Origin of the sequence: Streptomyces sp. CA-179760 (assembly GCF_050937045.1) — a bacterium.
Lineage (GTDB): Bacteria > Actinomycetota > Actinomycetes > Streptomycetales > Streptomycetaceae > Streptomyces.
Genome location: NZ_JBNJLZ010000001.1, coordinates 5,491,673 through 5,515,305, shown reverse-complemented (window position 1 = coordinate 5,515,305; position 23,633 = coordinate 5,491,673). Strand labels below are relative to the sequence as shown.

Annotated in this window: 18 protein-coding genes and 4 pseudogenes; 8 read left to right on the top strand and 14 right to left on the bottom strand. The window is 72.3% G+C overall.

What is annotated here, in order from left to right; all coding sequences use genetic code 11:
- Positions 1–16: 16 nt before the first annotated feature.
- From proC to ACQEV8_RS25025, 6 genes and pseudogenes are all read right to left on the bottom strand, one after another.
- Positions 17–829, bottom strand: coding sequence for a pyrroline-5-carboxylate reductase (gene proC / locus ACQEV8_RS25050; protein WP_432964126.1), 813 nt, complete (start codon positions 827–829; stop codon positions 17–19).
- A gap of 108 nt (positions 830–937) precedes the next feature.
- Positions 938–1,750, bottom strand: a complete 813-nt coding sequence (locus tag ACQEV8_RS25045) for an ABC transporter permease (RefSeq protein ID WP_432964123.1) — start codon at positions 1,748–1,750, stop codon at positions 938–940.
- Positions 1,747–2,562, bottom strand: a complete 816-nt coding sequence (locus tag ACQEV8_RS25040) for an ABC transporter ATP-binding protein (RefSeq protein WP_432964120.1) — start codon at positions 2,560–2,562, stop codon at positions 1,747–1,749. Before ACQEV8_RS25040 ends, ACQEV8_RS25045 begins: the two co-directional genes overlap by 4 nt.
- A gap of 55 nt (positions 2,563–2,617) precedes the next feature.
- A pseudogene (locus ACQEV8_RS25035) lies at positions 2,618–3,376 on the bottom strand (class I SAM-dependent methyltransferase); the annotation flags it as partial.
- A gap of 134 nt (positions 3,377–3,510) precedes the next feature.
- On the bottom strand, positions 3,511–3,990 hold the full coding sequence (locus tag ACQEV8_RS25030) for an EamA/RhaT family transporter (protein ID WP_432964117.1): 480 nt from the start codon (positions 3,988–3,990) through the stop codon (positions 3,511–3,513).
- 302 nt (positions 3,991–4,292) lie between these two features.
- Entirely contained in the window at positions 4,293–4,604 is a 312-nt protein-coding gene (locus ACQEV8_RS25025; RefSeq protein WP_432964114.1) for an SH3 domain-containing protein, read from the bottom strand.
- A gap of 181 nt (positions 4,605–4,785) precedes the next feature.
- Between ACQEV8_RS25025 and ACQEV8_RS25020 the strand changes: the two genes are divergently transcribed.
- Complete coding sequence (locus ACQEV8_RS25020) at positions 4,786–6,909, top strand: protein kinase domain-containing protein (RefSeq protein WP_432964111.1); 2,124 nt, start codon at positions 4,786–4,788, stop codon at positions 6,907–6,909.
- A 33-nt stretch (positions 6,910–6,942) separates the two neighbouring features.
- Here the strand turns inward: ACQEV8_RS25020 and ilvD are convergent.
- The 4 genes and pseudogenes from ilvD to ACQEV8_RS25000 all read right to left on the bottom strand — a co-directional run bounded on the left by ilvD (position 6,943) and on the right by ACQEV8_RS25000 (position 11,575).
- Positions 6,943–8,795: pseudogene (ilvD, locus tag ACQEV8_RS25015) on the bottom strand (dihydroxy-acid dehydratase).
- A 141-nt stretch (positions 8,796–8,936) separates the two neighbouring features.
- Entirely contained in the window at positions 8,937–9,692 is a 756-nt protein-coding gene (locus ACQEV8_RS25010; protein WP_432964108.1) for a TetR family transcriptional regulator, read from the bottom strand.
- Positions 9,689–10,512, bottom strand: a pseudogene (locus ACQEV8_RS25005) (sugar phosphate isomerase/epimerase family protein). Before ACQEV8_RS25005 ends, ACQEV8_RS25010 begins: the two are co-directional and overlap by 4 nt.
- A 130-nt stretch (positions 10,513–10,642) precedes the next feature.
- Positions 10,643–11,575 (bottom strand): Ppx/GppA family phosphatase, encoded by a 933-nt coding sequence (locus ACQEV8_RS25000; protein WP_432964105.1) that lies wholly within the window; start codon positions 11,573–11,575, stop codon positions 10,643–10,645.
- A gap of 71 nt (positions 11,576–11,646) precedes the next feature.
- Here ACQEV8_RS25000 and ACQEV8_RS24995 point away from each other — a divergent pair, with 71 nt between their 5' ends.
- Positions 11,647–12,462 carry a hypothetical protein gene (locus ACQEV8_RS24995; RefSeq protein ID WP_432964102.1) on the top strand — a complete coding sequence of 272 codons (816 nt, stop codon included), beginning with the start codon at positions 11,647–11,649 and terminating at the stop codon, positions 12,460–12,462.
- 9 nt (positions 12,463–12,471) lie between these two features.
- On the opposite strand, the gene ACQEV8_RS24990 is transcribed toward ACQEV8_RS24995, so the two are convergent.
- Entirely contained in the window at positions 12,472–14,184 is a 1,713-nt protein-coding gene (locus ACQEV8_RS24990; protein WP_432964099.1) for a BACON domain-containing protein, read from the bottom strand.
- Between the two features lie 196 nt (positions 14,185–14,380).
- On the opposite strand from ACQEV8_RS24990, the gene radA reads away from it, so the two are divergent.
- Together radA and disA are read left to right on the top strand one after the other, a co-directional pair.
- On the top strand, positions 14,381–15,790 hold the full coding sequence (gene radA / locus ACQEV8_RS24985) for a DNA repair protein RadA (RefSeq protein ID WP_432964096.1): 1,410 nt from the start codon (positions 14,381–14,383) through the stop codon (positions 15,788–15,790).
- An 80-nt stretch (positions 15,791–15,870) separates the two neighbouring features.
- Positions 15,871–16,995 carry a DNA integrity scanning diadenylate cyclase DisA gene (disA, locus tag ACQEV8_RS24980; RefSeq protein WP_215119785.1) on the top strand — a complete coding sequence of 375 codons (1,125 nt, stop codon included), beginning with the start codon at positions 15,871–15,873 and terminating at the stop codon, positions 16,993–16,995.
- A 93-nt stretch (positions 16,996–17,088) separates the two neighbouring features.
- Here the strand turns inward: disA and ACQEV8_RS24975 are convergent.
- A pseudogene (locus ACQEV8_RS24975) lies at positions 17,089–17,990 on the bottom strand (hypothetical protein).
- Between the two features lie 175 nt (positions 17,991–18,165).
- Between ACQEV8_RS24975 and ACQEV8_RS24970 the strand changes: the two are divergent.
- On the top strand, positions 18,166–18,807 hold the full coding sequence (locus tag ACQEV8_RS24970) for a phosphatase PAP2 family protein (protein WP_432964091.1): 642 nt from the start codon (positions 18,166–18,168) through the stop codon (positions 18,805–18,807).
- Between the two features lie 12 nt (positions 18,808–18,819).
- On the opposite strand, the gene ACQEV8_RS24965 is transcribed toward ACQEV8_RS24970, so the two are convergent.
- Both ACQEV8_RS24965 and ACQEV8_RS24960 read right to left on the bottom strand, forming a co-directional pair.
- A complete protein-coding gene (locus tag ACQEV8_RS24965; RefSeq protein ID WP_432964088.1) occupies positions 18,820–19,476 on the bottom strand; it encodes a response regulator transcription factor in 657 nt (218 codons plus the stop codon).
- Positions 19,473–21,050, bottom strand: a complete 1,578-nt coding sequence (locus ACQEV8_RS24960; protein WP_432964085.1) for a sensor histidine kinase — start codon at positions 21,048–21,050, stop codon at positions 19,473–19,475. The genes ACQEV8_RS24965 and ACQEV8_RS24960 overlap by 4 nt, the downstream gene beginning before the upstream one ends.
- A 117-nt stretch (positions 21,051–21,167) precedes the next feature.
- On the opposite strand from ACQEV8_RS24960, the gene ACQEV8_RS24955 reads away from it, so the two are divergent.
- From ACQEV8_RS24955 to ACQEV8_RS24945, 3 genes are all read left to right on the top strand, one after another.
- Positions 21,168–22,109, top strand: coding sequence for an A/G-specific adenine glycosylase (locus tag ACQEV8_RS24955; protein ID WP_432964082.1), 942 nt, complete (start codon positions 21,168–21,170; stop codon positions 22,107–22,109).
- Positions 22,110–22,391: 282 nt separating this feature from the next.
- Complete coding sequence (locus tag ACQEV8_RS24950; RefSeq protein WP_030251439.1) at positions 22,392–22,931, top strand: SigE family RNA polymerase sigma factor; 540 nt, start codon at positions 22,392–22,394, stop codon at positions 22,929–22,931.
- The gene (locus ACQEV8_RS24945; protein ID WP_432964078.1) at positions 22,919–23,575 is read left to right on the top strand and encodes a hypothetical protein; all 657 of its coding nucleotides are present in this window, start codon (positions 22,919–22,921) and stop codon (positions 23,573–23,575) included. Before ACQEV8_RS24950 ends, ACQEV8_RS24945 begins: the two co-directional genes overlap by 13 nt.
- Positions 23,576–23,633 lie beyond the last annotated feature (58 nt).

Genomic DNA, 23,633 nt, shown 5'->3' with positions numbered 1-23,633 from the left:
GGCCCGCCCCCGGTGCTCAGCTGTTCTTGCCGGAGGCCAGGGCGCGGCTGCGGTCGCGGGCGGCTTCGAGGGCGGCGATGAGGGCGGCTCGTACGCCGTGGCTCTCGAGTTCGCGGATGGCGTTGATCGTCGTGCCCGCGGGGGACGTGACGTTCTCGCGGAGCTTGACCGGGTGCTCGCCGCTGTCGCGCAGCATCGTCGCGGCGCCGATGGCGGACTGGACGATCAGGTCGTGGGCCTTGTCGCGGGGCAGACCGAGGAGGATGCCGGCGTCGGTCATGGCTTCGACCAGGTAGAAGAAGTAGGCCGGGCCGGAGCCGGAGAGCGCGGTGCAGGCGTCCTGCTGGGACTCGGGGACGCGGAGCGTCTTGCCGACGCCGCCGAAGATCTCCTCGGTGTGGGCGAGGTGATCGGCGGTGGCGTGGGTGCCGGCGGAGATGACGGACATCGCCTCGTCGACCAGGGCGGGAGTGTTCGTCATGACGCGGACGACCGGGGTGCCGGCGGCGAGGCGTTCCTCGAAGTACGCCGTGGGGATGCCGGCGGCGCCGCTGATGACCAGGCGGTCGGCGGGGACGTGGGGGGCGAGTTCGTCGAGGAGCGTGCCCATGTCCTGCGGTTTGACCGTGAGGATCAGGGTGTCGGCGGTCTTCGCGGCTTCCGGGTTGGTGACCGGGGTGACGCCGTAGCGGTTGCGGAGTTCTTCGGCTCGTTCCTGGCGGCGGGCGGTGACCAGGAGGTCGGCCGGGTTCCAGCCGGCGCGGATCATTCCGCTGAGCAGGGCTTCGCCGATCTTGCCGGTGCCGAGGACTGCGACTTTCTGGGTCATGGCTGGGGTGTCCTCCGGAGGGTGCGCGTCGTCCGGTTCATCCTCGCACTCGGGGGCGGTGGGGCGGGGGTCGTGTCCGGTGGACGGGATGTCGGGGGCGTCGTCGGCTCATGCCGTCCGGCGTCGTAGCGTCGCCGCGCCCAGGGTCAGGACCAGGAGGGCGCAGCCCGCCACGATCAGGGCGTCCCGGATGAAGGTGGTGGTCATGTCGGTGTGGTGGAGGACCTCGTTCATGCCGTCCACCGCGTACGACATGGGGAGGACGTCGGAGATGGTCTCCAGGGCCGGGTGCATGGCGTCGCGCGGGGTGAACAGGCCGCAGAGGAGGAGCTGGGGGAAGATCACCGCCGGCATGAACTGGACCGCCTGGAATTCCGATGCCGCGAAGGCCGAGACGAAGAGGCCGAGCGCGGTGCCGAGGAGGGCGTCCAGGAGGGCCACCAGGAGGAGGAGCCAGGGGCTGCCGGTGACGTCGAGGCCCAGGAACCAGACCGCGAGGCCTGTGGCCAGGGCGGACTGGATGATCGCGAGGGTGCCGAAGGCGAGGGCGTAGCCGGCGATCAGGTCGCCCTTGCCGAGGGGCATGGCGAGGAGGCGTTCGAGGGTGCCCGAGGTGCGTTCGCGCAGGGTGGCGATGGAGGTCACCAGGAACATCGTGATCAGCGGGAAGATCCCGAGGAGGGACGCGCCGATGCTGTCGAAGGTGCGGGGGTTGCCGTCGAAGACGTAGCGGAGCAGGAGCAGCATCACGCAGGGGATGAGGAGCAGGAGCGCGATCGTGCGGGGGTCGTGGGTGAGCTGGCGCAGGACACGGGTGGTGGTGGCCGTGGTGCGGGCGATGCTCAGGGCTTTCGGTGGGGTGGTGGCTGTGGTCGTGGTGGTTGTGGTGTGGGTGGCGGTTGTGGTGCGGGGGGTTGTCATCGTGTCGTCTCCTTCGGGCGGGATGCCGCCTTCGCTTCGTCCACCAGGTGCAGGAAGGCCTCCTCGACCGTCTCGGCGCCGGTGGCGGTGCGCAGGGCGTCGGGGGTGTCGTCGGCGAGGAGTTCGCCCTCGCGCATGAGGAGGAGGCGGTGGCAGCGCTCGGCCTCGTCCATGACGTGGGAGGAGACGAGGAGGGTCGCGCCGCGGCTTGCCGCGATGTCGTGGAAGAGGTTCCAGAGGTCGCGGCGCAGGACCGGGTCGAGGCCGACGGTCGGTTCGTCGAGGACCAGGAGTTCGGGGGTGCCGAGGAGGGCGACGGCCAGGGAGACGCGGTTGCGCTGGCCGCCGGAGAGGTTGCCGGCCAGGGCGTCGGTGTGGGTGGTGAGGTCGACGTCGGCGATCGCGCGGGTGACGTTCTCCTGGCGGCGGTCGGCCGCGGATCGGCCGGGGTCGAGGATCGCGGCGAAGTAGTCGAGGTTCTGGCGGACGGTCAGGTCGTCGTAGACCGACGGGGCCTGGGTGACGTAGCCGATGCGGGTGCGCAGGGCGGGGTGGCCTGCGGGGTGGCCGAGGACGTCGAGGGTGCCGGTGATCTTGGCCTGGGTGCCGACGATGGAGCGCATGAGGGTCGACTTGCCGCAGCCGGAGGGGCCGAGGAGGCCGGTGATCTGGCCTCGGGGGACGGTGAAGCCGAGGTTGTGGAGGACCGTGCGGGGGCCTCGGGTGACGGTGAGGTGGTCGGCGTGTACGGCCGTGGGGTCTGTTGTCGGGTTCGCGCCGGGGCGTGGTCGGCCGGGAGCGTTATTCATCATGTGATGAATAATGCTCCCGGTGGTGGGGTGCGTCAAGCACGGAGTCGGGGTGGGGTCAGGCTGTGGCCTTCGCGAGCAGGAGGACTACCTCGTAGACCTCCTCGACGAAACCGTCGGGGAAGGCGCTGAGCAGGTGCTCGCGCTCCGCGGCGAGGAAGGCCGCGGTGTGTTCCTCGTCGTTGACCAGGAAGACCGAGTGGCTGGCGAGGTTGGCCAGGTGGGTGTCGACCGGGACGCGGCGACTCCAGCGGACGATGCGGCGGGTGAAGTCGAGGCGGCCCGTGGGGTCGGCGGCGCGGGCGTTGACGTTCCGCTTCTCGGCGGGGACGTTGATGCCGAAGTGGCGCCCTGTCCGGGCGGCGGCCTCGGCGATCCAGGGCACGTCGAGGGCGTCTGTGTTCCACCAGAGGGCGAGGGCGCCACCGGGGCGCAGGACGCGGAGGGCCTCCGGGACGGCGCGTGCGGGATCGGTCCAGTGCCAGGCCTGGGCGTAGGTGACGAAGTCGAGGGAGGCGGTGGCGAGGGGGAGGTCGTCGCCGGTGCCGCGGATGATCGGGACGGCGGGGAGGGTGCGGCGGAATTGCGCTGCCATGGCGTCGCCGGGTTCCACCGCGATGACGTCCGCGCCTCGGGCGCTCAGGAGAGCGGTCGCTATGCCGGTGCCTGCGCCGATGTCTGCGACGCGGGAGCCGGGGAGGGGGTGGCCGGCCAGGTCTTCTATCGCGTCGAAGAGGGCTGGGGGGTAGGAGGGGCGGTTGGCCGCGTAATGGGCTGCGACGGTGTTGAAGGAGTGGGCTCGGGCGGTTCGGGTGGGCGCGGGTTCGGTGGTGGGTCGTTCCGTGGTGGTGTCGGCTCCGGTGGGGTGGTGGGGGAGGGAGGTGTGGTCATACGGCCATGGTGGCCGGGGGTGAGGTGGGGGGCGGTGAGATTTCGGTGAGAGGCGGCGGCCTATGCGCGGCGGCGCTTCTTCCCCGAGCGGCGGGTGGTGCTCTTCTCGTGTCGCTTGCGGGCTGCCTCGTACTCCTCGCGGTGGAGCTTCTCGCCGGGGGCCTCGGTGAGGGAGCGGAAGAAGTACGCGAGGAGGGAGCCGACGAAGCCGATGGCCAGGAGGCCGCGGAGGGATGCCTGGCGGTCGGGGTCGGGGCGGCGGATGAAGCCGTCCCAGGTGTGGCGGAATGCCATCGCGCTGCAGATCGCGAACATCACGATCATGAGGAGCGAGACGAAGCCGCCGATCGCGGCGATCTGGAGGCCCTGGTAGGCGAGGCGAAGGACCAGGCAGGCCGCGGCCGCGGTGGCCAGGGAGCCGACGGCTGCGGCGATGCGGCGGGGGGTGTAGCCGTTGTCGTGGTTCAGCCAGGTCGTGCCGAAGAAGCGGATGGGTTCGGGGGCCGGGCCGGGGGGTGGGGTGCCGTTTTCTACGCTCACGGGGTGATTATCGCGCGGGGGGTGCGGGGTGCCTGCGGCGCCTGTGCGGGTGTGGTGGGGGTGGGCGTAGCGCCTTCGCGGTGGTGGGTCGGGGCCGCGTCGGAGGGTGTCCGTCCTCGGGACGTCGCGAGGGGGTTGCGTGCCGACTGACTGTTCGTTGACGCGACAACCGCTGCGGGCGGACACCCCCCGACACGTCCCCTTCCGTGCATCGGCGGGTGCGGGCGCGTCGTGGCTCAGGCCCTTCGCACCAGCCGTGGGCGGCCCGCAGTGGGGGTGGGCCGCCCGTGGCCGGGTGCGGGTCAGGAGCAGCGGGGGCGGATGTAGCCGTCGCTGCCTGTGTTCACGTAGGCGTCCGAGATGTACTGGCCGCTCGCGATGTTGTCCCAGATGCTGGTCGTGCCGTACGGGCCCGTGACGCGGGTGCCGGGCGTCTGGCAGTGGATGGCCACCCGGGCGCCTTCCGTCAGGGTCCTGACGATCGGGTAGCCGGTGCCGGGGCCGCCGCGGACGTTGAGGCGGACGCCGGGTGCGACCGAGTAGTACGTGGCCGCGGCGGCCAGTGTGGTGACCACCGGCATGCCGGTACTGGGATTGACCTGTTCGACAGACATGAAAAACCTCCCCCGTTGACCCCATGGCAGCCATGGGGTCCCGTTGATTCCCCTGTATCACGCCATCAAACACTTGTGCGTGATTCGCCAGCGGAGGCTAGCAAGCCGCCTCTGACTCGTACGAGTCATCGACTAGGCTCCGTGCGTCGCGCGCGCGAACGAACAGCACGGGGGTGGTTCCATGGCGGCGCAGGGAAACGCCGGAGCGGGCCCGGAAGCGGAACTTCCTGGACATGCCGGTCACTACCGGCTCGAGGAGTGTCTGGGTTCGGGCGGCATGGGTGTCGTGCATCTGGCCCGGAGCACCTCCGGGATGAAGCTGGCCGTGAAGGTGGTGCACGGGCGGTTCGCCGAGGACCCCGAGTTCAGGGGGCGTTTCCGGCAGGAGGTGGGGGCGGCCCGGCGGGTCAGTGGGGCCTTCACCGCGCCCGTTGTGGATGCCGACCCCGAAGCCGTACGGCCTTGGATGGCCACGCTGTTCATCCCGGGCCCGACGCTGGCCGAAGAGGTGAAGCGGAACGGGCCCATGCCCCCTGCGCAGTTGCGTCGGGTGATGGCGGGGCTCGCGGAGGCGCTGCGCGACATCCATCGGGTCGGGGTCGTGCACCGGGACCTGAAGCCGAGCAACGTCCTGCTCGCCGAGGACGGGCCGAAGGTCATCGACTTCGGCATTTCCCGGCCGAAGGACAGCGAGTTGCGGACCGAGACCGGGAAGCTGATCGGTACGCCGCCCTTCATGGCACCCGAGCAGTTCCGGCGGCCCAGGGAAGTGGGGCCCGCCGCCGATGTGTTCGCCCTCGGGTCCGTGATGGTGCATGCGGCTACCGGGCGGGGGCCGTTCGATTCCGACAGTCCCTACATCGTCGCGTACCAGGTGGTGCATGACGAGCCCGATCTGACCGGCGTACCGGAACAGCTGGCGCCGCTCGTGCTGCGGTGTCTCGCCAAGGAGCCCGAGGACCGGCCCTCGCCCGACGAGTTGATGCGAGAACTGCGGTCGGTGGCGGCGTCGTACGACACGCAGGTGTTCCTGCCGGCGCAGCGGGTGAACGAGGCGCCGAGTGCGGGTGAGCCGTCGGCCGTGGCGCCGTCCGTCGCGTCCCCGCGACGGTTCGGGCTGCGCCTCGGCAAGCGGGCCGCTCTGGGGGCCGGTGCCCTTGGGCTGGCCGTCGTCGGGGGGTTCGCTGTGGTGCCCCTGCTCGGGGGCGGTCCCGCTCCGGCGCCCGCGGTCAGCGCACCGCGGACCACGGCTGCCGCCTTCACGGCGTGGACGGCGACGCCGTTGTCCCGGACGGGTGGCACCCCTCTGTGCTCTTACGCGGCCGGGAAGTTGGTCTGCGCGCAGAGCGGGCTGGTCTTCGCTCTCGATCCGGCCGACGGGCGGCTGCTGTGGAAGTACCCGCTGAAGGGGATCGCCGCCGAAGGGCCGCCGAGTGGGACTCCGGTCGTGTCGGGTGGTCTGGTGCTGGCCGGGCTCGGTCACGGGGAGCGGCTGACCGCGCTCGATCCGGAGTCGGGTGATGTGGTGCGGCGGCAGGCCATGTCCATGTCGGGTGGGGTGCAGGCGGTGGGAGGGATGGTGCTGCTCACCGCGGCCGACGGCACGGTGACGGGTGTGGACAGTGCCTCCGGCGACGTGAAGTGGAGCCAGCCGATTCCGGGGCAGGAGGTGCCGTACTTCACGGCGTTCCCCGGGGATCCGCTGGCGTATGCGGCGACCGTGTCCAGCGATGGGGCCACGACGAAGGTGACGGCGGTGGATCCCCGCACCGGCGAGGTGCGGTGGGACGCGCGGCTTGAGGGGGCGTTGGAGCCGATCGGGGCAGTGGGCGGGTCGGTCGTGTTCCTCTCCGAGGATGCTGTGCGCGGCGAGGCGCGGGCCGTGGTCCGGTACAGCCCAAAGGGGCGGACGAGCGAGCGCGTGCCGTTGCGTATCCCGTTGCAGGGCGTGCAGGGCAGTGTGCGTGGGGACGTCGTCCACCTGATGGCGGAGAGCGGGGGGCTGGTCGCCGTCGACCTGGAGGCGCGCAAGCAGCTGTGGAGTCTGCAGACCGGTGTGGCCCGGGGGTCCGTGCCGGCCGCCGGTGATCAGTACGTGTACGTCACCACGCCGGACGGGCGGTTGCTCGCCGTCGACGGGCGGCGCGGGAGGCTCGTCGGGCAGACGTCTCCCCGGCTTGGGGATCAGTCGGACCGGGTTCCGGCCACGCTGCCCACGCCCGTGGTCGTGGACGACCATGTCTTCGCCGGTGCTCCGGACGGCACCGTCTTCGGCGTGGACGGGCGTGATCCGGCCGGCTGGTAGGGGCCGCCGCCTCGCGGGGCGGCCCCGGGGTGTTCAGCCGAGCTTCGACACGTCCCGGACGGCGCCCTTGTCCGCGCTGGTCGCCATCGCGGCGTAGGCGCGCAGGGCGGCGGAGACCTTGCGGTCGCGGTTCTTCGGGGCGTAGACGCCGTTCAGCGCCTGCTCGCGGCGGGCCAGTTCGGCGTCGTCGACGAGGAGCTCGATGGTGCGGTTCGGGATGTCGATGCGGATGCGGTCGCCGTCCTCGACGAGGGCGATGGTGCCGCCGCCGGCCGCCTCTGGCGAGGCGTGCCCGATGGACAGGCCGGAGGTGCCGCCGGAGAAGCGGCCGTCGGTGACCAGGGCGCAGGCCTTACCGAGGCCGCGGCCCTTCAGGTACGAGGTCGGGTAGAGCATCTCCTGCATGCCGGGGCCGCCCTTGGGGCCCTCGTAGCGGATGACGACTACGTCGCCCTCCTTGATCTGCTTCAGCAGGATCTTCTCGACGGCCTCCTCCTGCGACTCGCAGACGACCGCCGGTCCCTCGAAGGTCCAGATCGACTCGTCGACGCCGGCCGTCTTCACGACGCAGCCGTCGACCGCGAGGTTGCCCTTGAGGACCGCGAGGCCGCCGTCCTTGGAGTACGCGTGCTCGACGGAGCGGATGCAGCCGCCCTCAGCGTCCTCGTCGAGGGCCTCCCAGCGCTCGGACTGGGAGAAGGCCTCGGCGGAGCGGACGCAGCCGGGGGCCGCGTGCCACAGCTCGAGGGCCTCGGGGACGGGGAGCCGCCGCGCACGTCCCAGGTCTTCAGCCAGCCGGCCAGGGTCGGGCTGTGGACCGAGTGCACGTCCTCGTTGAGCAGGCCGCCGCGGTGCAGCTCGCCGAGGAGGGCGGGGATGCCGCCGGCGCGGTGCACGTCCTCCATGTAATACGTGCGGTTCTTCGCGACGTTCGGGGCGACCTTGGCGAGGCAGGGGACGCGGCGGGAGACCTCGTTGATCTCCTCCAGGCCGAAGGGGACGCCGGCCTCCTGGGCCGCGGCCAGCAGGTGCAGGATCGTGTTGGTCGAGCCGCCCATGGCGATGTCGAGGGCCATCGCGTTCTCGAACGCCGCGACGGTGGCGACGTTGCGCGGCAGGACCGTGTCGTCGTCCTGCTCGTAGTAGCGGCGGGTGATGTCCATGACCGTGTTCGCCGCGTCGACGTAGAGCTGCTTGCGCGCGGTGTGCGTGGCCAGGACCGAGCCGTTGCCGGGGAGGGAGAGGCCGATGGCCTCGGTGAGGCAGTTCATCGAGTTGGCGGTGAACATGCCGGAACACGAGCCGCAGGTCGGACAGGCGTTCTCCTCGATGCGGAGGATGTCCTCGTCCGAGATCTTGTCGTTCACGGCGTCGGAGATCGCGTCGACCAGGTCCAGGGTGCGGACCGTGCCGTCGACCAGGGTGGCTCGGCCGGACTCCATCGGGCCGCCGGAGACGAAGACCGTGGGGATGTTGAGGCGCAGGGCCGCGTTCAGCATGCCCGGGGTGATCTTGTCGCAGTTGGAGATGCAGATCAGGGCGTCTGCGCAGTGGGCCTCGACCATGTACTCGACCGAGTCCGCGATGAGGTCTCGGGAGGGGAGGCTGTACAGCATGCCGCCGTGGCCCATGGCGATGCCGTCGTCCACCGCGATGGTGTTGAACTCGCGCGGGATGCCGCCGGCCTCGACGATCGCCTCGCTGACGATCCGGCCGACCGGCTGCAGGTGGGTGTGGCCCGGCACGAACTCGGTGAAGCTGTTGGCGACCGCGATGATCGGCTTGCGGCCGATGTCCGCACCCGGTACACCGGAGGCCCGCATAAGGGCGCGGGCGCCCGCCATGTTGCGGCCGTGGGTGACTGTGCGGGACCTCAGCTCGGGCATCGTCGCTCGCTCCTTCAGAGACTGCGTCAGAGGATTCGGAGACTTCTGACTGCTATCGAGCGTACGCCGGTCATCCAGAGGGCGGGACGGAGTGTCCGTAATGCGGGATGCACTGTCTCGTCGGCAGCGGTCGTGGGCCGCTCAGGGGCCGGTGAGATGTCCCTGTACGACCGGGGCCAGGCGCGCGATGATCTGCTCCGGGTCCGCCGAGGCCAGGGGCTCGACCTTGATGACGTAGCGCAGCATGGCCGTGCCCACGAGCTGGGCGGCGGCCAGCTCGGCGCGCAGTTCGGCGTCCGGCAGATCCAGGCGGCCCGCGATACGGCGCAGTACCTGGGTGGCGACGATGCGGCGGAAGACGGCGGCGGCCGTTTCGTTGGTGACGGCGGAGCGGACGATGGCGAGCAGGGGCGCGCGGGTCGCCGGGTTCTCCCAGACGCCGAAGAAGAAGCGGACCAGGCGCTCCCCCACGGCGTCGAGCGGGCCCTCCTCGATGGCTTTCGGTGCCTCCAAGGCGGGGGCGAAGGACTGGGTGACCGCCGCCTCGAAGACCTGTTCCTTTGTCCCGAAGTAGTGGTGCACGAGCGCCGGGTCGACCCCGGCCTCCTTGGCGATGCCGCGCACGGACGTCTTCTCGTAGCCGCGCTCGGAGAACTCCTCGCGGGCGGCGGTCAGGATGCGGTCCTGGGTGTCGGCCGACTCCGCGCGCGGGGGGCGGCCACGGCGGCGGGGGGTGGTGGTGCCCGGTCCGGTGCCGGTGGCGGGTCCGGTGGTGCCGGGTCCGGTGCCCGTGCCGCTGCCGGGTCCGGTTGGGCCGGTGCCGGTGCCGGTGCCGGTGCCGGTGCCGGTGCCGGTGCCGGTGCCCGTGCCGGGCCTGGCCGAGGGCCGGTTGTTCATCGTCGTGGCACCTTCGCCGCCGAGGCCAGGTGCAGGCGTGTGAAGGCCAGGGCCTCCGCCAGGTCGGCTTCCCGCTCCGCGCTCGACATGGCGCGGCGGGTGTTGACCTCGATGACGACATGGCCGTCGAAGCCGGTGAGGGCGAGCCGCTCCAGCACCTCGGCGCAGGGCTGGTTGCCTCGGCCGGGCACCAGGTGCTCGTCCTTGGCCGATCCCCTGCCGTCGGCGAGGTGGACGTGGCCGAGGCGGTCCCCATGCGGTCGACCATGTCGAGCGCGTCGGAGCGGGCCGTCGCGGTGTGGCTGAGGTCGATCGTGAAGTGGCGGTAGTCGTCCTTCGTCACGTCCCAGTCGGGGGCGTACGCCAGCATCTCGCGGTCGCGGTAGCGCCAGGGGTACATGTTCTCGACGGCGAATCGCACATCCGTCTCGTTCGCCATGCGCCAGATCCCGGCGACGAAGTCCCTGGCGTACTGACGCTGCCAGCGGAAGGGCGGGTGCACGACGACGGCGCTCGCGTCGAGCTTCTCGGCCGCCGCGCGGGCCCGCTGGAGCTTGGTCCAGGGGTCGGTGGACCAGACGCGCTGCGTGATGAGCAGGCAGGGGGCGTGGACGGCCAGGACGGGGATCTGGTGGTAGTCGCTGAGTCTGCGCAGGGCCTCGATGTCCTGGCTCACGGGGTCCGTCCAGACCATGACCTCGACCCCGTCGTAGCCGAGGCGCGCGGCGATCTCGAAGGCCGTGGCCGTCGACTCCGGGTAGACCGAGGCCGTCGACAGGGCGACCTTCGCGTCCGGGATCTTTACGGCTGGCTCTGCCATGCAGGACAGATTACGGGGTGTGGTCGGGGCGGGGCGGGGGGCCTCTTCGCCGTTGTGGTGTTTGCCACGGCGGGGGTGACGGCGGGGGTGCATGTCCTTCGCAGCTCTCTTACGCGGACTCCATGCTCTCTTACGCGGACTCCATGTGGTCCAGGCGCCGCAGGATCACACCCTCCCGCAGCGCCCACGGGCAGATCTCCACGCGCTCGACGCCGAACAGGTCCATCGCGCCCTCGGCGACCAGGGCACCGGCCAGCAGCTGGTTCGCCCGGCCCTCCGAGACGCCCGGCAGCTCGGACCGCTCCTTCTCCGTCATACCGGCCAGCCTCGGGACCCAGGCCTCCAGGGACTCCCGCTTGAGCTCGCGCTGGACGTAGGGGCCCTCGGCGGAGCGGGCGGCGCCGGCGATGCGGGCCAGCTGCTTGAAGGTCTTCGACGTGGCCACGACATGGTCGGGGGAGCCGATGCGGCTGAACTCGCCGACGGTGCGGGCGATCTCGGTGCGCACATGGCGGCGCAGGGCGCGGACGTCGTCCGGGGAGGGCGGGTCGCCGGGCAGCCAGCCGGAGGTGAGGCGGCCGGCGCCGAGCGGCAGCGAGACGGCCGCGTCGGGCTCCTCGTCGATGCCGTAGGCGACCTCCAGGGAGCCGCCGCCGATGTCCAGGACCAGCAGTTTTCCGGCCGACCAGCCGAACCAGCGGCGGGCGGCGAGGAAGGTGAGGCGGGCTTCCTCCTCGCCGGTGAGGACCTGGAGCTCGACGCCGGTCTCGGCGCGCACGCGCGCGAGGACGTCATCGGCGTTGCGGGCCTCGCGCACGGCGGAGGTGGCGAACGGCAGCAGGTCCACTACGCCCTTGTCCTCGGCGGCCTGGAGCGCCTCCTGGACGACCGAGACCAGCTGGTCGACGCCGTGCGGGCCGATCGCGCCGTCGTCGTCGAGGAGCTGGGCGAGGCGCAGTTCCGCCTTGTGCGAGTGCGCGGGCAACGGGCACGCGCCGGGATGCGCGTCCACCACGAGCAGATGCACCGTGTTCGATCCCACGTCGAGGACACCGAGTCTCATGTACGGAACGCTACTGCCAGCCGAACCGTCCGCCGTCCTCGGTGTGGGCACAAGGCCCGTACCCTGGTCATGTGCCAAAGACGAAAAAGGCGAAGCGCGACAAATCGAAGCGCGAAGAGTCATCGGGTGCCGCGGTGTCCGACGAGAAGGGCCTGGACTTCGCCCGCGCGTGGGTGGAGTTTCCTGATCCGGCGGACGACGAGCAGGTCTTCCGCTGCGATCTGACATGGCTGACCTCTCGCTGGAACTGCATCTTCGGCAGCGGCTGCCAGGGCATCCAGGCCGGCCGCGCGGACGACGGGTGCTGCACGTTGGGTGCCCACTTCTCCGACGAGGACGACGAGAAGCGGGTCGCCGGGCATGTGGCGAGGCTCACGCCGGACATCTGGCAGAACCACGCCGAGGGCACGAGCAGCGGCTGGATCTCCGAGGACGAGGACGGCGACCGGCAGACGCGCCCCTTCCAGGGGTCGTGCATCTTCCAGAACCGGCCCGGTTTCCCGGGCGGCGCGGGCTGCTCGCTGCACATCCTCGCCCTGAAGGAGGGCCGCGAGCCGCTGGAGACCAAGCCGGACGTGTGCTGGCAGCTGCCGGTGCGGCGGACGTACGAGTGGATCGACCGGCCCGACGACACGCGGGTGCTGCAGGTGTCGATCGGTGAGTACGACCGACGCGGCTGGGGTCCGGGTGGGCATGACCTGCACTGGTGGTGCACGTCGGCGACCTCGGCGCACGGCGCGGGCGACCCGGTGTACGTGTCCTACCGGCCGGAGCTGATCGAGCTGATGGGCAAGGCGGGTTACGACCGGCTGGTCGAGCTGTGCGAGGAGCGGCTGGCCTCGCAGCTGCCGTTGCTGGCGCCGCATCCGGCGGATCCGGCGGACTGACGACCGTCCCTAGGACGTGGACGGACTCGGGTCGTCGCCCTCCGAGGGCGGGGGTGTCGAGTCCGTCGGGTCGGTCGGGTCCGGGTCCGGGGCCGTTTGCGTCGGGTCCGGGTCGGGTGACGGGGGCGGGGTGGTCGGCGTCGGGTCGGGGTCGGGCGCCGAGGTCGTGGGCGTCGGGTCCGGCTGGTGCGGGGGCGGGTCGCTGGGGTGGGGGTCCGGGCCGGGGCCGGGATCGGCGGGGGTGGGCGCGGTGCCGAAGCCCTCGATGTGGACGACGGCGCCGACGGGTGCCACCGCCACCTGCGCGTGCCAGGGGCCGGCGGGCTCCCGCAGATGGTCGACGTACACCTTGATCGTCAACGACTCGCCGGGCCGGAGCGTTCCCGAGGACTGGCTGAGGTAGAGCCAGTGGGCTCCCGTGGAGGCGGACCAGCGGACCGGGGACGGGCCCGTGGCGGTAAGAGTGATCAGGGTTGTGTCGCCCGTGTTGTCCGCCGTGACGTCCAGAGTGCTCGCGCGGCCGGCGACGGCGACGCCGATGACCTCCACGGACACGTCGGCCTTGCCGTTCTTGCCGAAGCGGGGGCCGGGTCTGGTGCTGGCGTTGCCGGTGTTCTCGTAGCCGCCGCCCGCCATCTCGCCGTCGAGGCCCAGCGGATCGTCCACCTCGAGCGCGGAGGCGGAGCGGCCGTCCTGGGCCTCGCCCACGGGAGTGCCCCGGTAGGCGGCCCACAGGGCGAGGACGGGGGCGGCCACGACGGTGGCGACGACGGTCGTGGTGACGGCACGCGCGCGGAGACGGTCCCGTCGGGCGGCGCGGTCCTTGGGGTCCATCGGGTAGCCGCGCCGGTCGAAGCGGGGGGCCGCTCCACGCGCGCGTGGAGGGTGGGCCATGGCCACGTGCAGGGCCGCGAGGGGTGCGGGCAGGACGGGCAGCGCGGCGGGCGTGACGCTGGTGCCGGGCCAGCGGCCGGGGATGGCGCGCTCGGCGGTGCGGCGGCAGCGCGGGCAGTCGTCGACGTGCCGGACGAGCTCGCGGCGCAGGGCGGTGCCGAGCACGAGCCGGTCGTCGCCGACGAGGTGGGCGACGCTCGGGCACGCCCCGGTCTCGACCACGGCGAGGGCGGCACGCGTGCGTTCGACCTCGCAGGCGGCGGAGGCGAGCAGGTCGCGGGTGGCGGCGAGGTCCATGCCGAGGACGGCGGCGACCTCGTGGGCGGCGAGGTGGTGGCGCACGGCCAGTTCGAGCGCCTCGCGCTGCTCCGGGGTGGTGCCGGCTGCCTCCGGCCAGGCCAGCAGGGCGAGTTCGCCGCGGCGCCGCTCCTGGACCTCCTCGGAGACGGCCGGGACGGCCGGGGGATCGGGGCGCTGTGCACGGCCCGCGGCGTGGCTGCTCGTACGTTTCTGCTTGGCCTCGGCCAGCCCTCGCAGGCATGCCCAGCGGGCCAGCGCGTACAGCCAGGCCCTGCGGTCCGCGGGCGCCTCGGGGACATGCCGGCCTCGGCGTTCGGCGAGGGCGAGGACGTCGCCCAGGGCGGCGGTCGCGGCGTCGTGGTCGCACAGCACGGAGAGGCAGTAGGTGAACAGGCCGTCCAGGTAGGGCTCGTAGCGCGCGGGCGGCCGCTGCACCAGCGTGCGCGCCGCACCGCGGTCACGCGCTTCCCGGTGCGCCCGGTGGGCGCCGGCCGAGCGGGTCGAGATCTCCGGCGTACTGCTCGTCATTCGGCGACCGTAGGGGGCCGGGAGTGTTACGTTCCGGCGGCTTGAGCACATTTAATCCGTACGGGTGAAACGATCCCTCAATAGGGGACAGGAACCAGTTGTTCCGCCGCTGGCGCGGGGTGGCGGGGCCCTGGCGCGCAGCCGGCCGCGCCCTCCGGTCCCCGCGCTGTCAGTGCCTGCGGCTACGGTTTCGTCCATGGCTGCCCGTACGAAGACCACCAAGGACCGTCCGTCCTACCGCTGCACGGAGTGCGGGTGGCAGACGGCGAAGTGGCTCGGCCGCTGCCCCGAGTGCCAGGCCTGGGGGACGGTCGAGGAGTACGGCGCGCCCGCGGTCCGTACGACGGCTCCGGGCAGGGTCACCACCTCCGCCCTGCCCATCGGCCAGGTGGACGTCCGCCGGGCGACGGCCCGCTCCACCGGCGTGCCCGAGCTGGACCGGGTGCTCGGCGGCGGACTGGTCCCCGGCGCGGTGGTGCTGGTCGCGGGCGAGCCGGGCGTCGGCAAGTCGACGCTCCTGCTCGACGTGGCGGCCAAGTCGGCGAGCGACGAGCACCGCACGCTGTACGTCACGGGCGAGGAGTCGGCCAGCCAGGTCCGGCTGCGCGCCGACCGCATCAAAGCCATCGACGACCATCTGTACCTGGCCGCCGAGACGGATCTGGCGGCGGTGCTGGGCCACTTGGACGCGGTGAAGCCGTCGCTGCTGATCCTGGACTCGGTGCAGACGGTGGCCTCCCCGGAGATCGACGGCGCGCCCGGCGGCATGGCCCAGGTGCGGGAGGTCGCAGGGGCCCTGATCCGGGCGTCGAAGGAACGCGGCATGTCCACCCTGCTCGTGGGCCATGTCACCAAGGACGGCGCCATCGCCGGACCGCGCCTGCTGGAACACCTCGTGGACGTGGTCCTGCACTTCGAGGGCGACCGGCACGCCCGCCTCCGCCTGGTACGAGGCGTCAAGAACCGCTACGGCACCACCGACGAGGTCGGCTGCTTCGAACTGCACGACGAGGGCATCACGGGCCTCGCGGACCCGAGCGGACTCTTCCTGACGCGTCGCGCCGAACCAGTCCCGGGCACCTGCCTGACCGTCACCCTGGAGGGCCGCCGCCCGCTGGTCGCCGAGGTCCAGGCGCTCACGGTCGACTCGCAGATCCCCTCCCCGCGCCGCACCACCTCGGGCCTGGAGACCTCCCGGGTCTCGATGATGCTGGCGGTGCTGGAACAGCGCGGCCGGATCAGCGCCCTGGGCAAGCGGGACATCTACTCCGCGACGGTCGGCGGCGTGAAGCTCTCGGAGCCCGCGGCGGACCTGGCCGTCGCCCTCGCCCTGGCGAGCGCCGCGAGTGACACACCTCTCCCCAAGAACCTGGTCGCGATCGGGGAAGTCGGCCTCGCGGGCGAGGTGAGACGGGTCACGGGCGTGCAGCGCAGGCTGGCGGAAGCCCACCGTCTGGGCTTCACACACGCCCTGGTACCGGGCGACCCGGGCAAGATCCCCGCGGGTATGAAGGTTCTGGAAGTCTCGGACATAGGGGACGCGCTGCGGGTCCTTCCCCGGTCCCGTCGCCGAGAGGCCCCACAGGACGAGGAGGGTCGCCGGTAGACTTTGCCCAGGTCTCGCCCGTCCGTGCGAACCAAGTGTGCGACACGGGGCGCCCCAGAACCTGCGACCGGAGGAGTGCAGTGGCAGCCAACGACCGGGCAGCAGCTCCCGGAAAATCCGGTGGGAGTGCCGGTACCGATGGCCTGATGCGCGCTTCACTGAGCGCCGTGGCACCGGGAACCGCCCTGCGTGACGGCCTGGAGCGCGTGCTCCGGGGCAACACCGGCGGTCTCATCGTGCTGGGCTCCGACAAGACGGTCGAGGCCCTGTGCAGCGGCGGTTTCGTGCTGGACGTCGAGTTCACCGCGACCCGCCTGCGCGAGCTGTGCAAGCTGGACGGCGGCATCGTGCTGTCCTCGGACCTGTCGAAGATCCTGCGCGCGGGCGTGCAGCTGGTCCCGGACCCGACGATCCCCACGGAGGAGACCGGCACCCGGCACCGCACCGCGGACCGCGTCAGCAGGCAGGTCGGCTTCCCGGTCGTCTCGGTCTCCCAGTCGATGCGGCTGATCGCCCTGTACGTCGACGGCCAGCGCCGCGTCCTGGAGGACTCGGCGGCGATCCTGTCCCGCGCCAACCAGGCCCTCGCCACCCTGGAGCGCTACAAGCTCCGCCTCGACGAGGTCGCGGGCACGCTGTCGGCCCTGGAGATCGAGGACCTGGTGACCGTCCGGGACGTCTCGGCGGTGGCCCAGCGCCTGGAGATGGTGCGCCGCATCGCGACGGAGATCGCCGAGTACGTGGTGGAGCTGGGCACGGACGGGCGCCTGCTGGCCCTCCAGCTCGACGAGCTGATCGCCGGCGTGGAGCCCGAGCGCGAGCTGGTCGTCCGGGACTACGTCCCCGAGCCGACCGCCAAGCGGTCCCGCACGGTCGACGAGGCCCTGGCCGAGCTCGACGCCCTGACCCACGCCGAGCTGCTGGAACTGCCCATCGTGGCGCGGGCCTTGGGTTACACGGGCTCGCCCGAGACGCTGGACTCGGCGGTGTCCCCGCGCGGCTTCCGCCTCCTCGCCAAGGTGCCCCGGCTCCCCGGCGCGATCATCGACCGCCTCGTGGAGCACTTCGGCGGCCTGCAGAAGCTGCTCGCCGCGAGCGTCGACGACCTCCAGACGGTGGACGGCGTGGGCGAGGCCCGGGCGCGCAGCGTGCGGGAAGGCCTGTCGCGGCTGGCGGAGTCGTCGATCCTGGAGCGGTACGTCTAGCCTTCGGCGCCGCTGACGCGTGAGGGGGGTGTTCCCGGTCGGGAACACCCCCCTCACGCATGAAGGTCACGCGGCCGGCTGAACGACAAGCGGCTAATCGTTCTTCAGCACGAACGAGGTCTGCACCTTCGCGTAGCCCGGAGCCTTGGCTTCCACCAGGTACGTCCCCGCCCCGGCCGACCCGGAGGGAGGCGTGGCGCACTCGGGGGCGCTGGGCCCCGGTCCCACTTCAGCGCGTAGGTAATGCCGCTGCCCGCGGGAACGCGGTAGAGCCGGCTGCCTGCGACCCTGGGGCAGTCCTTGGAGGACCAGTAATCGTCGTCGGCGCTCGCCTCGGTGATGGTGAACACGGCGTTCTTCGGCCCGAGATCGATCTTGCAGTCGTGGCCGGAGACGTTCCGCGCGGTCAGCAGGAACGTGGGTGTCTGCTCGGGGTCGTAGCTGTTGTGCTGGCTGCGCAGGCTGAACTTGACCATGCTCGCGGTGCAGTTGGGGAGCATGGAACCGGCCGGCAGCGTGTCGCCCGCGCCGACGCCGCCCACCGTGGTACCGCCGTCATAGCCACCGGCACCGCCGGAGAGGCCCGACCCGATCGATCCCTCGGACCCGCCTGAGCCGGAACCACCGCCGGAACCACCGCCGGAACCCGTGCCGGAACCGTCTGCGGCTCCCCCGCCCGTACCGTCACCGGAACCGCCGCCTGCCCCTGCCCCGGACCCGGACGACGAGCCGCCGGAGCCCTCGTCGCCCGACTCGTCGCGTCCGCCGGGCGCTTGGCTGATCGCCGGGCCCGAGTTCGACGGGCCGGGAGTGATGGAGGGCGCGGGATTCTTGCCGTTGGCGCCGTTGTCGCGGTCGTTGCCGCCATCGCCGCCCATGGTCACGAGCCAGGTGGTCAGCAGCGCCAACAGGGCAGCCACGGACACCAGTACGACCCTCCGACGCCAGTAGATGGAGGAGGGAAGCGGCCCGACCGGATTGCGCAGAGATCCCACGGCGCAAACCTTACGAGAGATCGGCACGTTCGCCGGTCCCACCCGCCGCTCAGGCTCACAACTTTTCCGGATCATCATGCCGGAGGCAGCCGCCTCACCCCTGTCTTTCGTCAGGTACGGCACCCGACGATCGCTGGGTGTGACGAGATCGTGTCGTCACTTACCGTCCGTGAGCATGGACTTCGAGGACAGCGCGCTCTACCGCGACATCACCGACTTCGCCGACGGCTCACCGATGTGGATACAGCACGGGGCCGGGTTATGGACGGAGGCCGGACTGCTGGTCTTCGCCCTGCTGTTCGCCGCCGCCTGGTGGCGTGCCCGCCGCGACACCTCCCGCGCGTTCGCGATCGCGGCCCTTGCACCTCTGGCCACGGCTGTGGCGTATGTGTGCAGTGAGGTGCTCAAGTCCGCTGTCACGCAGGAGCGTCCGTGCCGGGCGGTCGCCGGGGCGGCGGTGTCCCTGGCCGAGTGTCCGCCGCACGGCGACTGGTCCTTCCCGTCCAACCACGCCACGATCGCGGGCGCCGCGGCCGTCGCCCTGGCCCTGGTCCGGCGGGCACTCCTGTGGCTGACGGCCCCGCTTGCCCTGCTGATGGCCTTCTCCCGGGTCTTCGTCGGCGTGCACTATCCGCACGACGTGGTCGCGGGGCTGGGCCTCGGCATACTCGTCGCCCTCGTCGCCGTACGGCTGGGCACGGGTCCGATGACCCGGCTGGCCGGGGCGATGCGCGGCTCGCCGGCACCGGCCGCGCGGTGGGTCACCGGACCGGGCCCGGCGCCCGTACCGTCGTACGGGAAGCACGCGCGGCCCTGAACCGACGGGGCGTCACGGTTCCACCAGTCCCGCCTCGTACGCCACGATCGCCGCCTGCACGCGGTTGCGCACCTCCAGCCGGTCCAGGACCGCGCTGACATACGCCTTCACCGTGCCCTCGACGAGATGCAGCCGGATGGCGATCTCCGGGTTGGACAGGCCGGCGCCGACCAGGCCGAGCACCTGGCGTTCGCGGGGGCTCAGGGCGGATACGCGGGCGCGCGCCCGCGCCTCGCGGGTGAGCCGGCCGCCGCCGAGGCCCTCGTCGATGACGTACCGGGCCACCTTCGGCGACAGGAACGCGGCGCCCGCGGCCACCGCCCGTACACCGGCGATCAGTTCGTACGGGTCCCCGGACTTCAGCAGGAACCCGGTGGCTCCGCCGCCGAGGGCGCGGGTGACATAGGCACCCTCGGAGAAGGTGGTGAGCATCGCGACGGCCGTGCCGGGCACGGTCCGCACGATCTCGTCCGCCGCCGTGAGGCCGTCCAGGCGCGGCATGCGGATGTCGAGCAGGGCCACGTCCGGGCGGTGGGCGCGGGCCAGCTCGACTGCCTCGCGGCCGTCGCCCGCCTCGGCGACGACCTCCGTCTCGCCGCCGCTGCCCAGGATGGCGCGCACCCCGGCCCGCACCATCGCCTCGTCGTCGGCCAGCAGCACACGGATCACTGTGGGAACTCCTTGTGTTCTTCCCGTCCTTCGCCGGACTGGCCGGCACGCGGGACCACGTCCTTGACGACGAGCCGCCCGGCGTCGAAACACAGTCTGAAGTGGTCGACGGAGACGAACAGCTCACCGCTCGCCCGGTAGTAACGGCAGTCGGCGCCCTCCGGTGCCGGTGTCGCGGCCCGCTCGGCGGGCGGGTCGCGCACGTCCCGTTCGGGCAGCACGCGCCTGACTTCGGCGGCCGGGGCGCCCAGGCGCAGTTTCGCGTACGCGGCGGGGGCGAGCACCGAGTGCTTCTCCACGTACGCGTACCAGCCGAAGGCGGCGCTGACGAGGACGGCGCCCAGACCGGCCGCGGTCCAGAGGGCGGTGGCGACCCGGCGGCGGGCGTGGGTGAACGGAGCTGGGTCGGGGCGTACCGGACTGGTCGCGTGCTGGGCGGGGACGTACGCCCTGACGCGGAAGCCCTCCCCCTGCGGGCCCGCCTCGAACTCCCCGCCGACGGCGGTCACGGCGGTCCGCAGCCCGAGCAGGCCCGTGCCGCCTCCAGAGGGCCGGGAACTGCGCTCGGTGGACGGGCCGTTGGTGAGAGTGACGGACGTCCCCCCGGCCAGGCCGGTCACCGCCACGACCACGGGGGCGCCCGGTGCGTGCCGTGCGGCGTTGGTCAGCGCCTCCCGGGCCACGCGGTACAGCAGCCGTTCGGCGAGCCCGCCGGCCGCCGCGGCCGTGCCCTGCCCCGCGGGCTGCTCCCAGCGCACCTGGAGTCCGGACTCCGCGGCGCGGGCGACGAGTTGCTCCAGGGTCTCGCCCGCGGGGGTCAGCGGCACCGGCTCGTCGTCGTCCTCCCGCAGGACGCCGATGACGCGGTGCAGCCGGTCCGTGGCGTCGGCGGCGGCCGCGCGCAGTTCGGCCGCCGCCGTCCGGTGCTCGCCGGCGAGGCCGGGGGCGACCTGGAGGGCGCCCGCGCGCAGGGCGATGAGGCTGAGCTCGTGGCCGAGGGAGTCGTGCATGTCCTGGGCGATCCGCGACCGCTCGCGCAGCCGGGCGCGCTCCTCGGCGAGGCGCTGCTCGTCCTCCAGCCGGGCCGCCCGCAGCCAGCCCTCCGCGGCCAGCTCGCGGCTCTGCCGCCAGTAGCGCCCGCCGAGCCAGGGGAAGACACAGCCGAAGAGCAGCGTGCCCGTCATGACCAGCCACTCGGGGGCCGGATCGACCCCGGCGAGCACGATCCGCGCGGTGCCCGCACAGCCGATGGCGGCGAAGCACAGCGCCGCGGGGCGGGCCCGGGCCGCCCTCAGCCCGAGGAGCAGCGCGAACACGCCGAGGGCCGCGCCGTAGGAGACGGTGAACAGGGCCGGGGCGGCCACCAGGCTCAGGGCGGCGGTCAGCCCGAAGGCGGCGGGCGGCAGCCGCCGCGACAGGCCGACGGCCGCGGCCAGCACCACCACCCCGGCGGCCTGCTGCCAGGCCGTGCGCGGCTCGTTCAGCCCGATCCGGTCCGCCGTGAGCGCGGGAAGGGCGAGGGCGGCCCAGAGGAGGGCGCCCCGGGCGAGCCGCGCCGAACGAGGTCGTTCCATTCGGCCGACGCTATCGGCGGACGGCGGGGCGGCACTGCTGCCGATCGTCAGGTACCTCGCCCTCTCGGGTGGCGGTGTGCCCGATTCGCGGCTCCCGCGTGGCAGGATCGAATGGCCATGACTGCTCCCACGAACACCCCGCGCACCAGCCCCGGCCCCACCGACACCGCGTCCGGCCCGCCCCCGGGCGATGACCTGCACTCCCCCGTCATCGACTGGTTCGACGACAACGCCCGCGACCTGCCGTGGCGGCGCCCCGAGGCCGGGGCGTGGGGCGTGATGGTCAGTGAGTTCATGCTCCAGCAGACGCCGGTGAACCGCGTCCTGCCCGTCTACGAGCAGTGGCTGGCCCGCTGGCCGCGCCCCGCCGACCTGGCCAAGGAGGCGCCCGGCGAGGCCGTCCGCGCCTGGGGCCGGCTCGGCTACCCGCGCCGCGCGCTGCGGCTGCACGGCGCCGCCGTCGCCATAACGGAACGGCACGGCGGCGACGTACCGGCCGACCACGCCCAGCTGCTGGCACTGCCCGGCATCGGCGAGTACACGGCCGCCGCCGTCGCCTCCTTCGCGTACGGGCAGCGGCACCCGGTGCTGGACACCAACGTGCGCCGGGTCTTCGCCCGCGCGGTCACCGGCGTGCAGTACCCGCCGAACGCCACCACCGCCGCCGAGCGCAAACTGGCCCGCGCGCTCCTCCCCGAGGACGATCCGACCGCTGCGCGCTGGGCCGCCGCCTCCATGGAGCTGGGCGCGCTCGTGTGCACGGCGAAGAGCGAGTCGTGCCACCGCTGCCCGATCGCGGCGCAGTGTGCGTGGCGGCTGGCGGGCAAGCCGGAGCACGACGGGCCGCCGCGCCGGGGCCAGACCTACGCGGGCACCGACCGGCAGGTCCGCGGGCGGCTGCTGGCCGTGCTGCGGGAGGCCCATGCCCCGGTTCCGCAGGCGGCGCTCGACCGCGTCTGGCACGAGCCGGTGCAGCGGGCCCGCGCCCTGGACGGCCTGGTCGCCGACGGCTTGGTGGAGCCGCTGGCGGGCGGTATGTACCGGCTGCCGCTGAGCTGACGTACAGGCAGATCACAGCCATGGGTCTCCCGCAACGGAGACGCAGAGTGGACAAATCGCCCCATAGTCACCCCAACACCCCCACCACTGTTCCCCGTTCCGACGGCCGTTACACAACCGACGGACAGCCGAGTGCTAGCCGAAGGCTGCTTCGGACAGCGCCGTGACAACGCCTCCGTACCTTCAAATGCGTTCCCGGAAGACACGGGACGACCAAGGAACACAGGCAGTGCACGGGCGGCGGGGAGCCGGCCCGAACGGGGAAACGGGAGGCGGTTCACCATGGCGCAGGGCGAGGTGCTCGAGTTCGAGGAGTACGTCCGCACCCGGCAGGACGCGCTGCTGCGCAGTGCTCGCCGCCTGGTCCCGGACCCGACGGACGCACAGGATCTGCTGCAGACGGCGCTGGTCCGGACCTACGGCCGCTGGGAGACCATCGAGGACAAGCGTCTGGCGGACGCCTACCTGCGCCGGGTGATGATCAACACGCGTACCGAGTGGTGGCGGGCGCGGAAGCTGGAGGAGGTCCCGACCGAGCAGCTCCCGGACGCCTCGGTCGACGACGCCACCGAGCAGCACGCGGACCGCGCCCTGCTGATGGACATACTGAAGGTCCTCGCCCCGAAGCAGCGCAGTGTCGTGGTGCTGCGACACTGGGAGCAGATGTCCACGGAGGAGACGGCCGCCGCCCTCGGCATGTCGGCCGGAACGGTCAAGAGCACGCTGCACCGGGCGCTCGCCCGGCTCCGTGAGGAGCTGGAGTCCCGCGATCTGGACGCACGCGCGCTGGAGCGTGAGGAGCGGGAGCGGTGCGCGGCCTGACCGGCGAGGGGTCTGCACGGACCCGGGGCAACATCCAGGCGGTGAGCACGGCATCGGCCGTGGTCACCGCCCTCGCCCTTTTCGTGTCCGGGTGCGGCGCCGGCGGCACCGGCGCCCGTGACGAGGGCCCGGCGCACGCCGACGCGGTGGCGGGCGCCTCCGCCGCCACGCCCTCCGCCTCCCCGTCCAAGACGCCCGACACCGTGAACGCGGTCCGGCTCGTCAAGGACGACCCCGAGGTCTCGCCCGAGGTGAAGCGCGAGCTGAAGCCGTGCGTGGCCGACGAGTATCCCGTCGACGTGTCCTACGGCAAGCTGACCGGCGGGTCGGCCGACGACGTCGTCGTGAACGTGCTGACCTGCGGTGACGCGGTGGGTGTGGGCAGTTATGTGTATCGCGAGCGGGACGGCTCGTACGAGAATGTGTTCAAGGCCGAGGAACCACCGGTCTACGCGGAGATCGACCGCGGCGACCTGGTGGTGACCAAGCAGGTGTACGACAAGGGCGACCCGGTGTCGAGCCCCTCCGGGGAGAACGTGATCACGTACAGATGGGCTTCCGGCCGGTTCAGCGAGAAGTACCGCACGCACAACGACTACGGCAAGGTCGTCGGCGACAGCCCGTCGCCGGTGCCCGCGAGCTGACGCGGGCGCGGCGTGCGTGAACCGATCGGGCCACTCGGACCGATCTCTGGGTGAACGC

What these genes read in the sequence shown, in the direction of transcription:
- ACQEV8_RS24970 (WP_432964091.1), top strand. Translation starts at nt 18,166, where the DNA reads ATGGACTTCGAGGACAGCGCGCTCTACCGCGACATCACCGACTTCGCC.
- ACQEV8_RS25025 (WP_432964114.1), bottom strand. Translation starts at nt 4,604, where the DNA reads ATGTCTGTCGAACAGGTCAATCCCAGTACCGGCATGCCGGTGGTCACC.
- ACQEV8_RS25040 (WP_432964120.1), bottom strand. Translation starts at nt 2,562, where the DNA reads ATGATGAATAACGCTCCCGGCCGACCACGCCCCGGCGCGAACCCGACA.
- ACQEV8_RS24960 (WP_432964085.1), bottom strand. Translation starts at nt 21,050, where the DNA reads ATGGAACGACCTCGTTCGGCGCGGCTCGCCCGGGGCGCCCTCCTCTGG.
- ACQEV8_RS25000 (WP_432964105.1), bottom strand. Translation starts at nt 11,575, where the DNA reads ATGAGACTCGGTGTCCTCGACGTGGGATCGAACACGGTGCATCTGCTC.
- ACQEV8_RS25045 (WP_432964123.1), bottom strand. Translation starts at nt 1,750, where the DNA reads ATGACAACCCCCCGCACCACAACCGCCACCCACACCACAACCACCACG.
- proC (WP_432964126.1), bottom strand. Translation starts at nt 829, where the DNA reads ATGACCCAGAAAGTCGCAGTCCTCGGCACCGGCAAGATCGGCGAAGCC.
- ACQEV8_RS25010 (WP_432964108.1), bottom strand. Translation starts at nt 9,692, where the DNA reads ATGAACAACCGGCCCTCGGCCAGGCCCGGCACGGGCACCGGCACCGGC.
- ACQEV8_RS24950 (WP_030251439.1), top strand. Translation starts at nt 22,392, where the DNA reads ATGGCGCAGGGCGAGGTGCTCGAGTTCGAGGAGTACGTCCGCACCCGG.
- radA (WP_432964096.1), top strand. Translation starts at nt 14,381, where the DNA reads ATGGCTGCCCGTACGAAGACCACCAAGGACCGTCCGTCCTACCGCTGC.
- ACQEV8_RS24955 (WP_432964082.1), top strand. Translation starts at nt 21,168, where the DNA reads ATGACTGCTCCCACGAACACCCCGCGCACCAGCCCCGGCCCCACCGAC.
- ACQEV8_RS24990 (WP_432964099.1), bottom strand. Translation starts at nt 14,184, where the DNA reads ATGACGAGCAGTACGCCGGAGATCTCGACCCGCTCGGCCGGCGCCCAC.
- ACQEV8_RS25020 (WP_432964111.1), top strand. Translation starts at nt 4,786, where the DNA reads ATGGCGGCGCAGGGAAACGCCGGAGCGGGCCCGGAAGCGGAACTTCCT.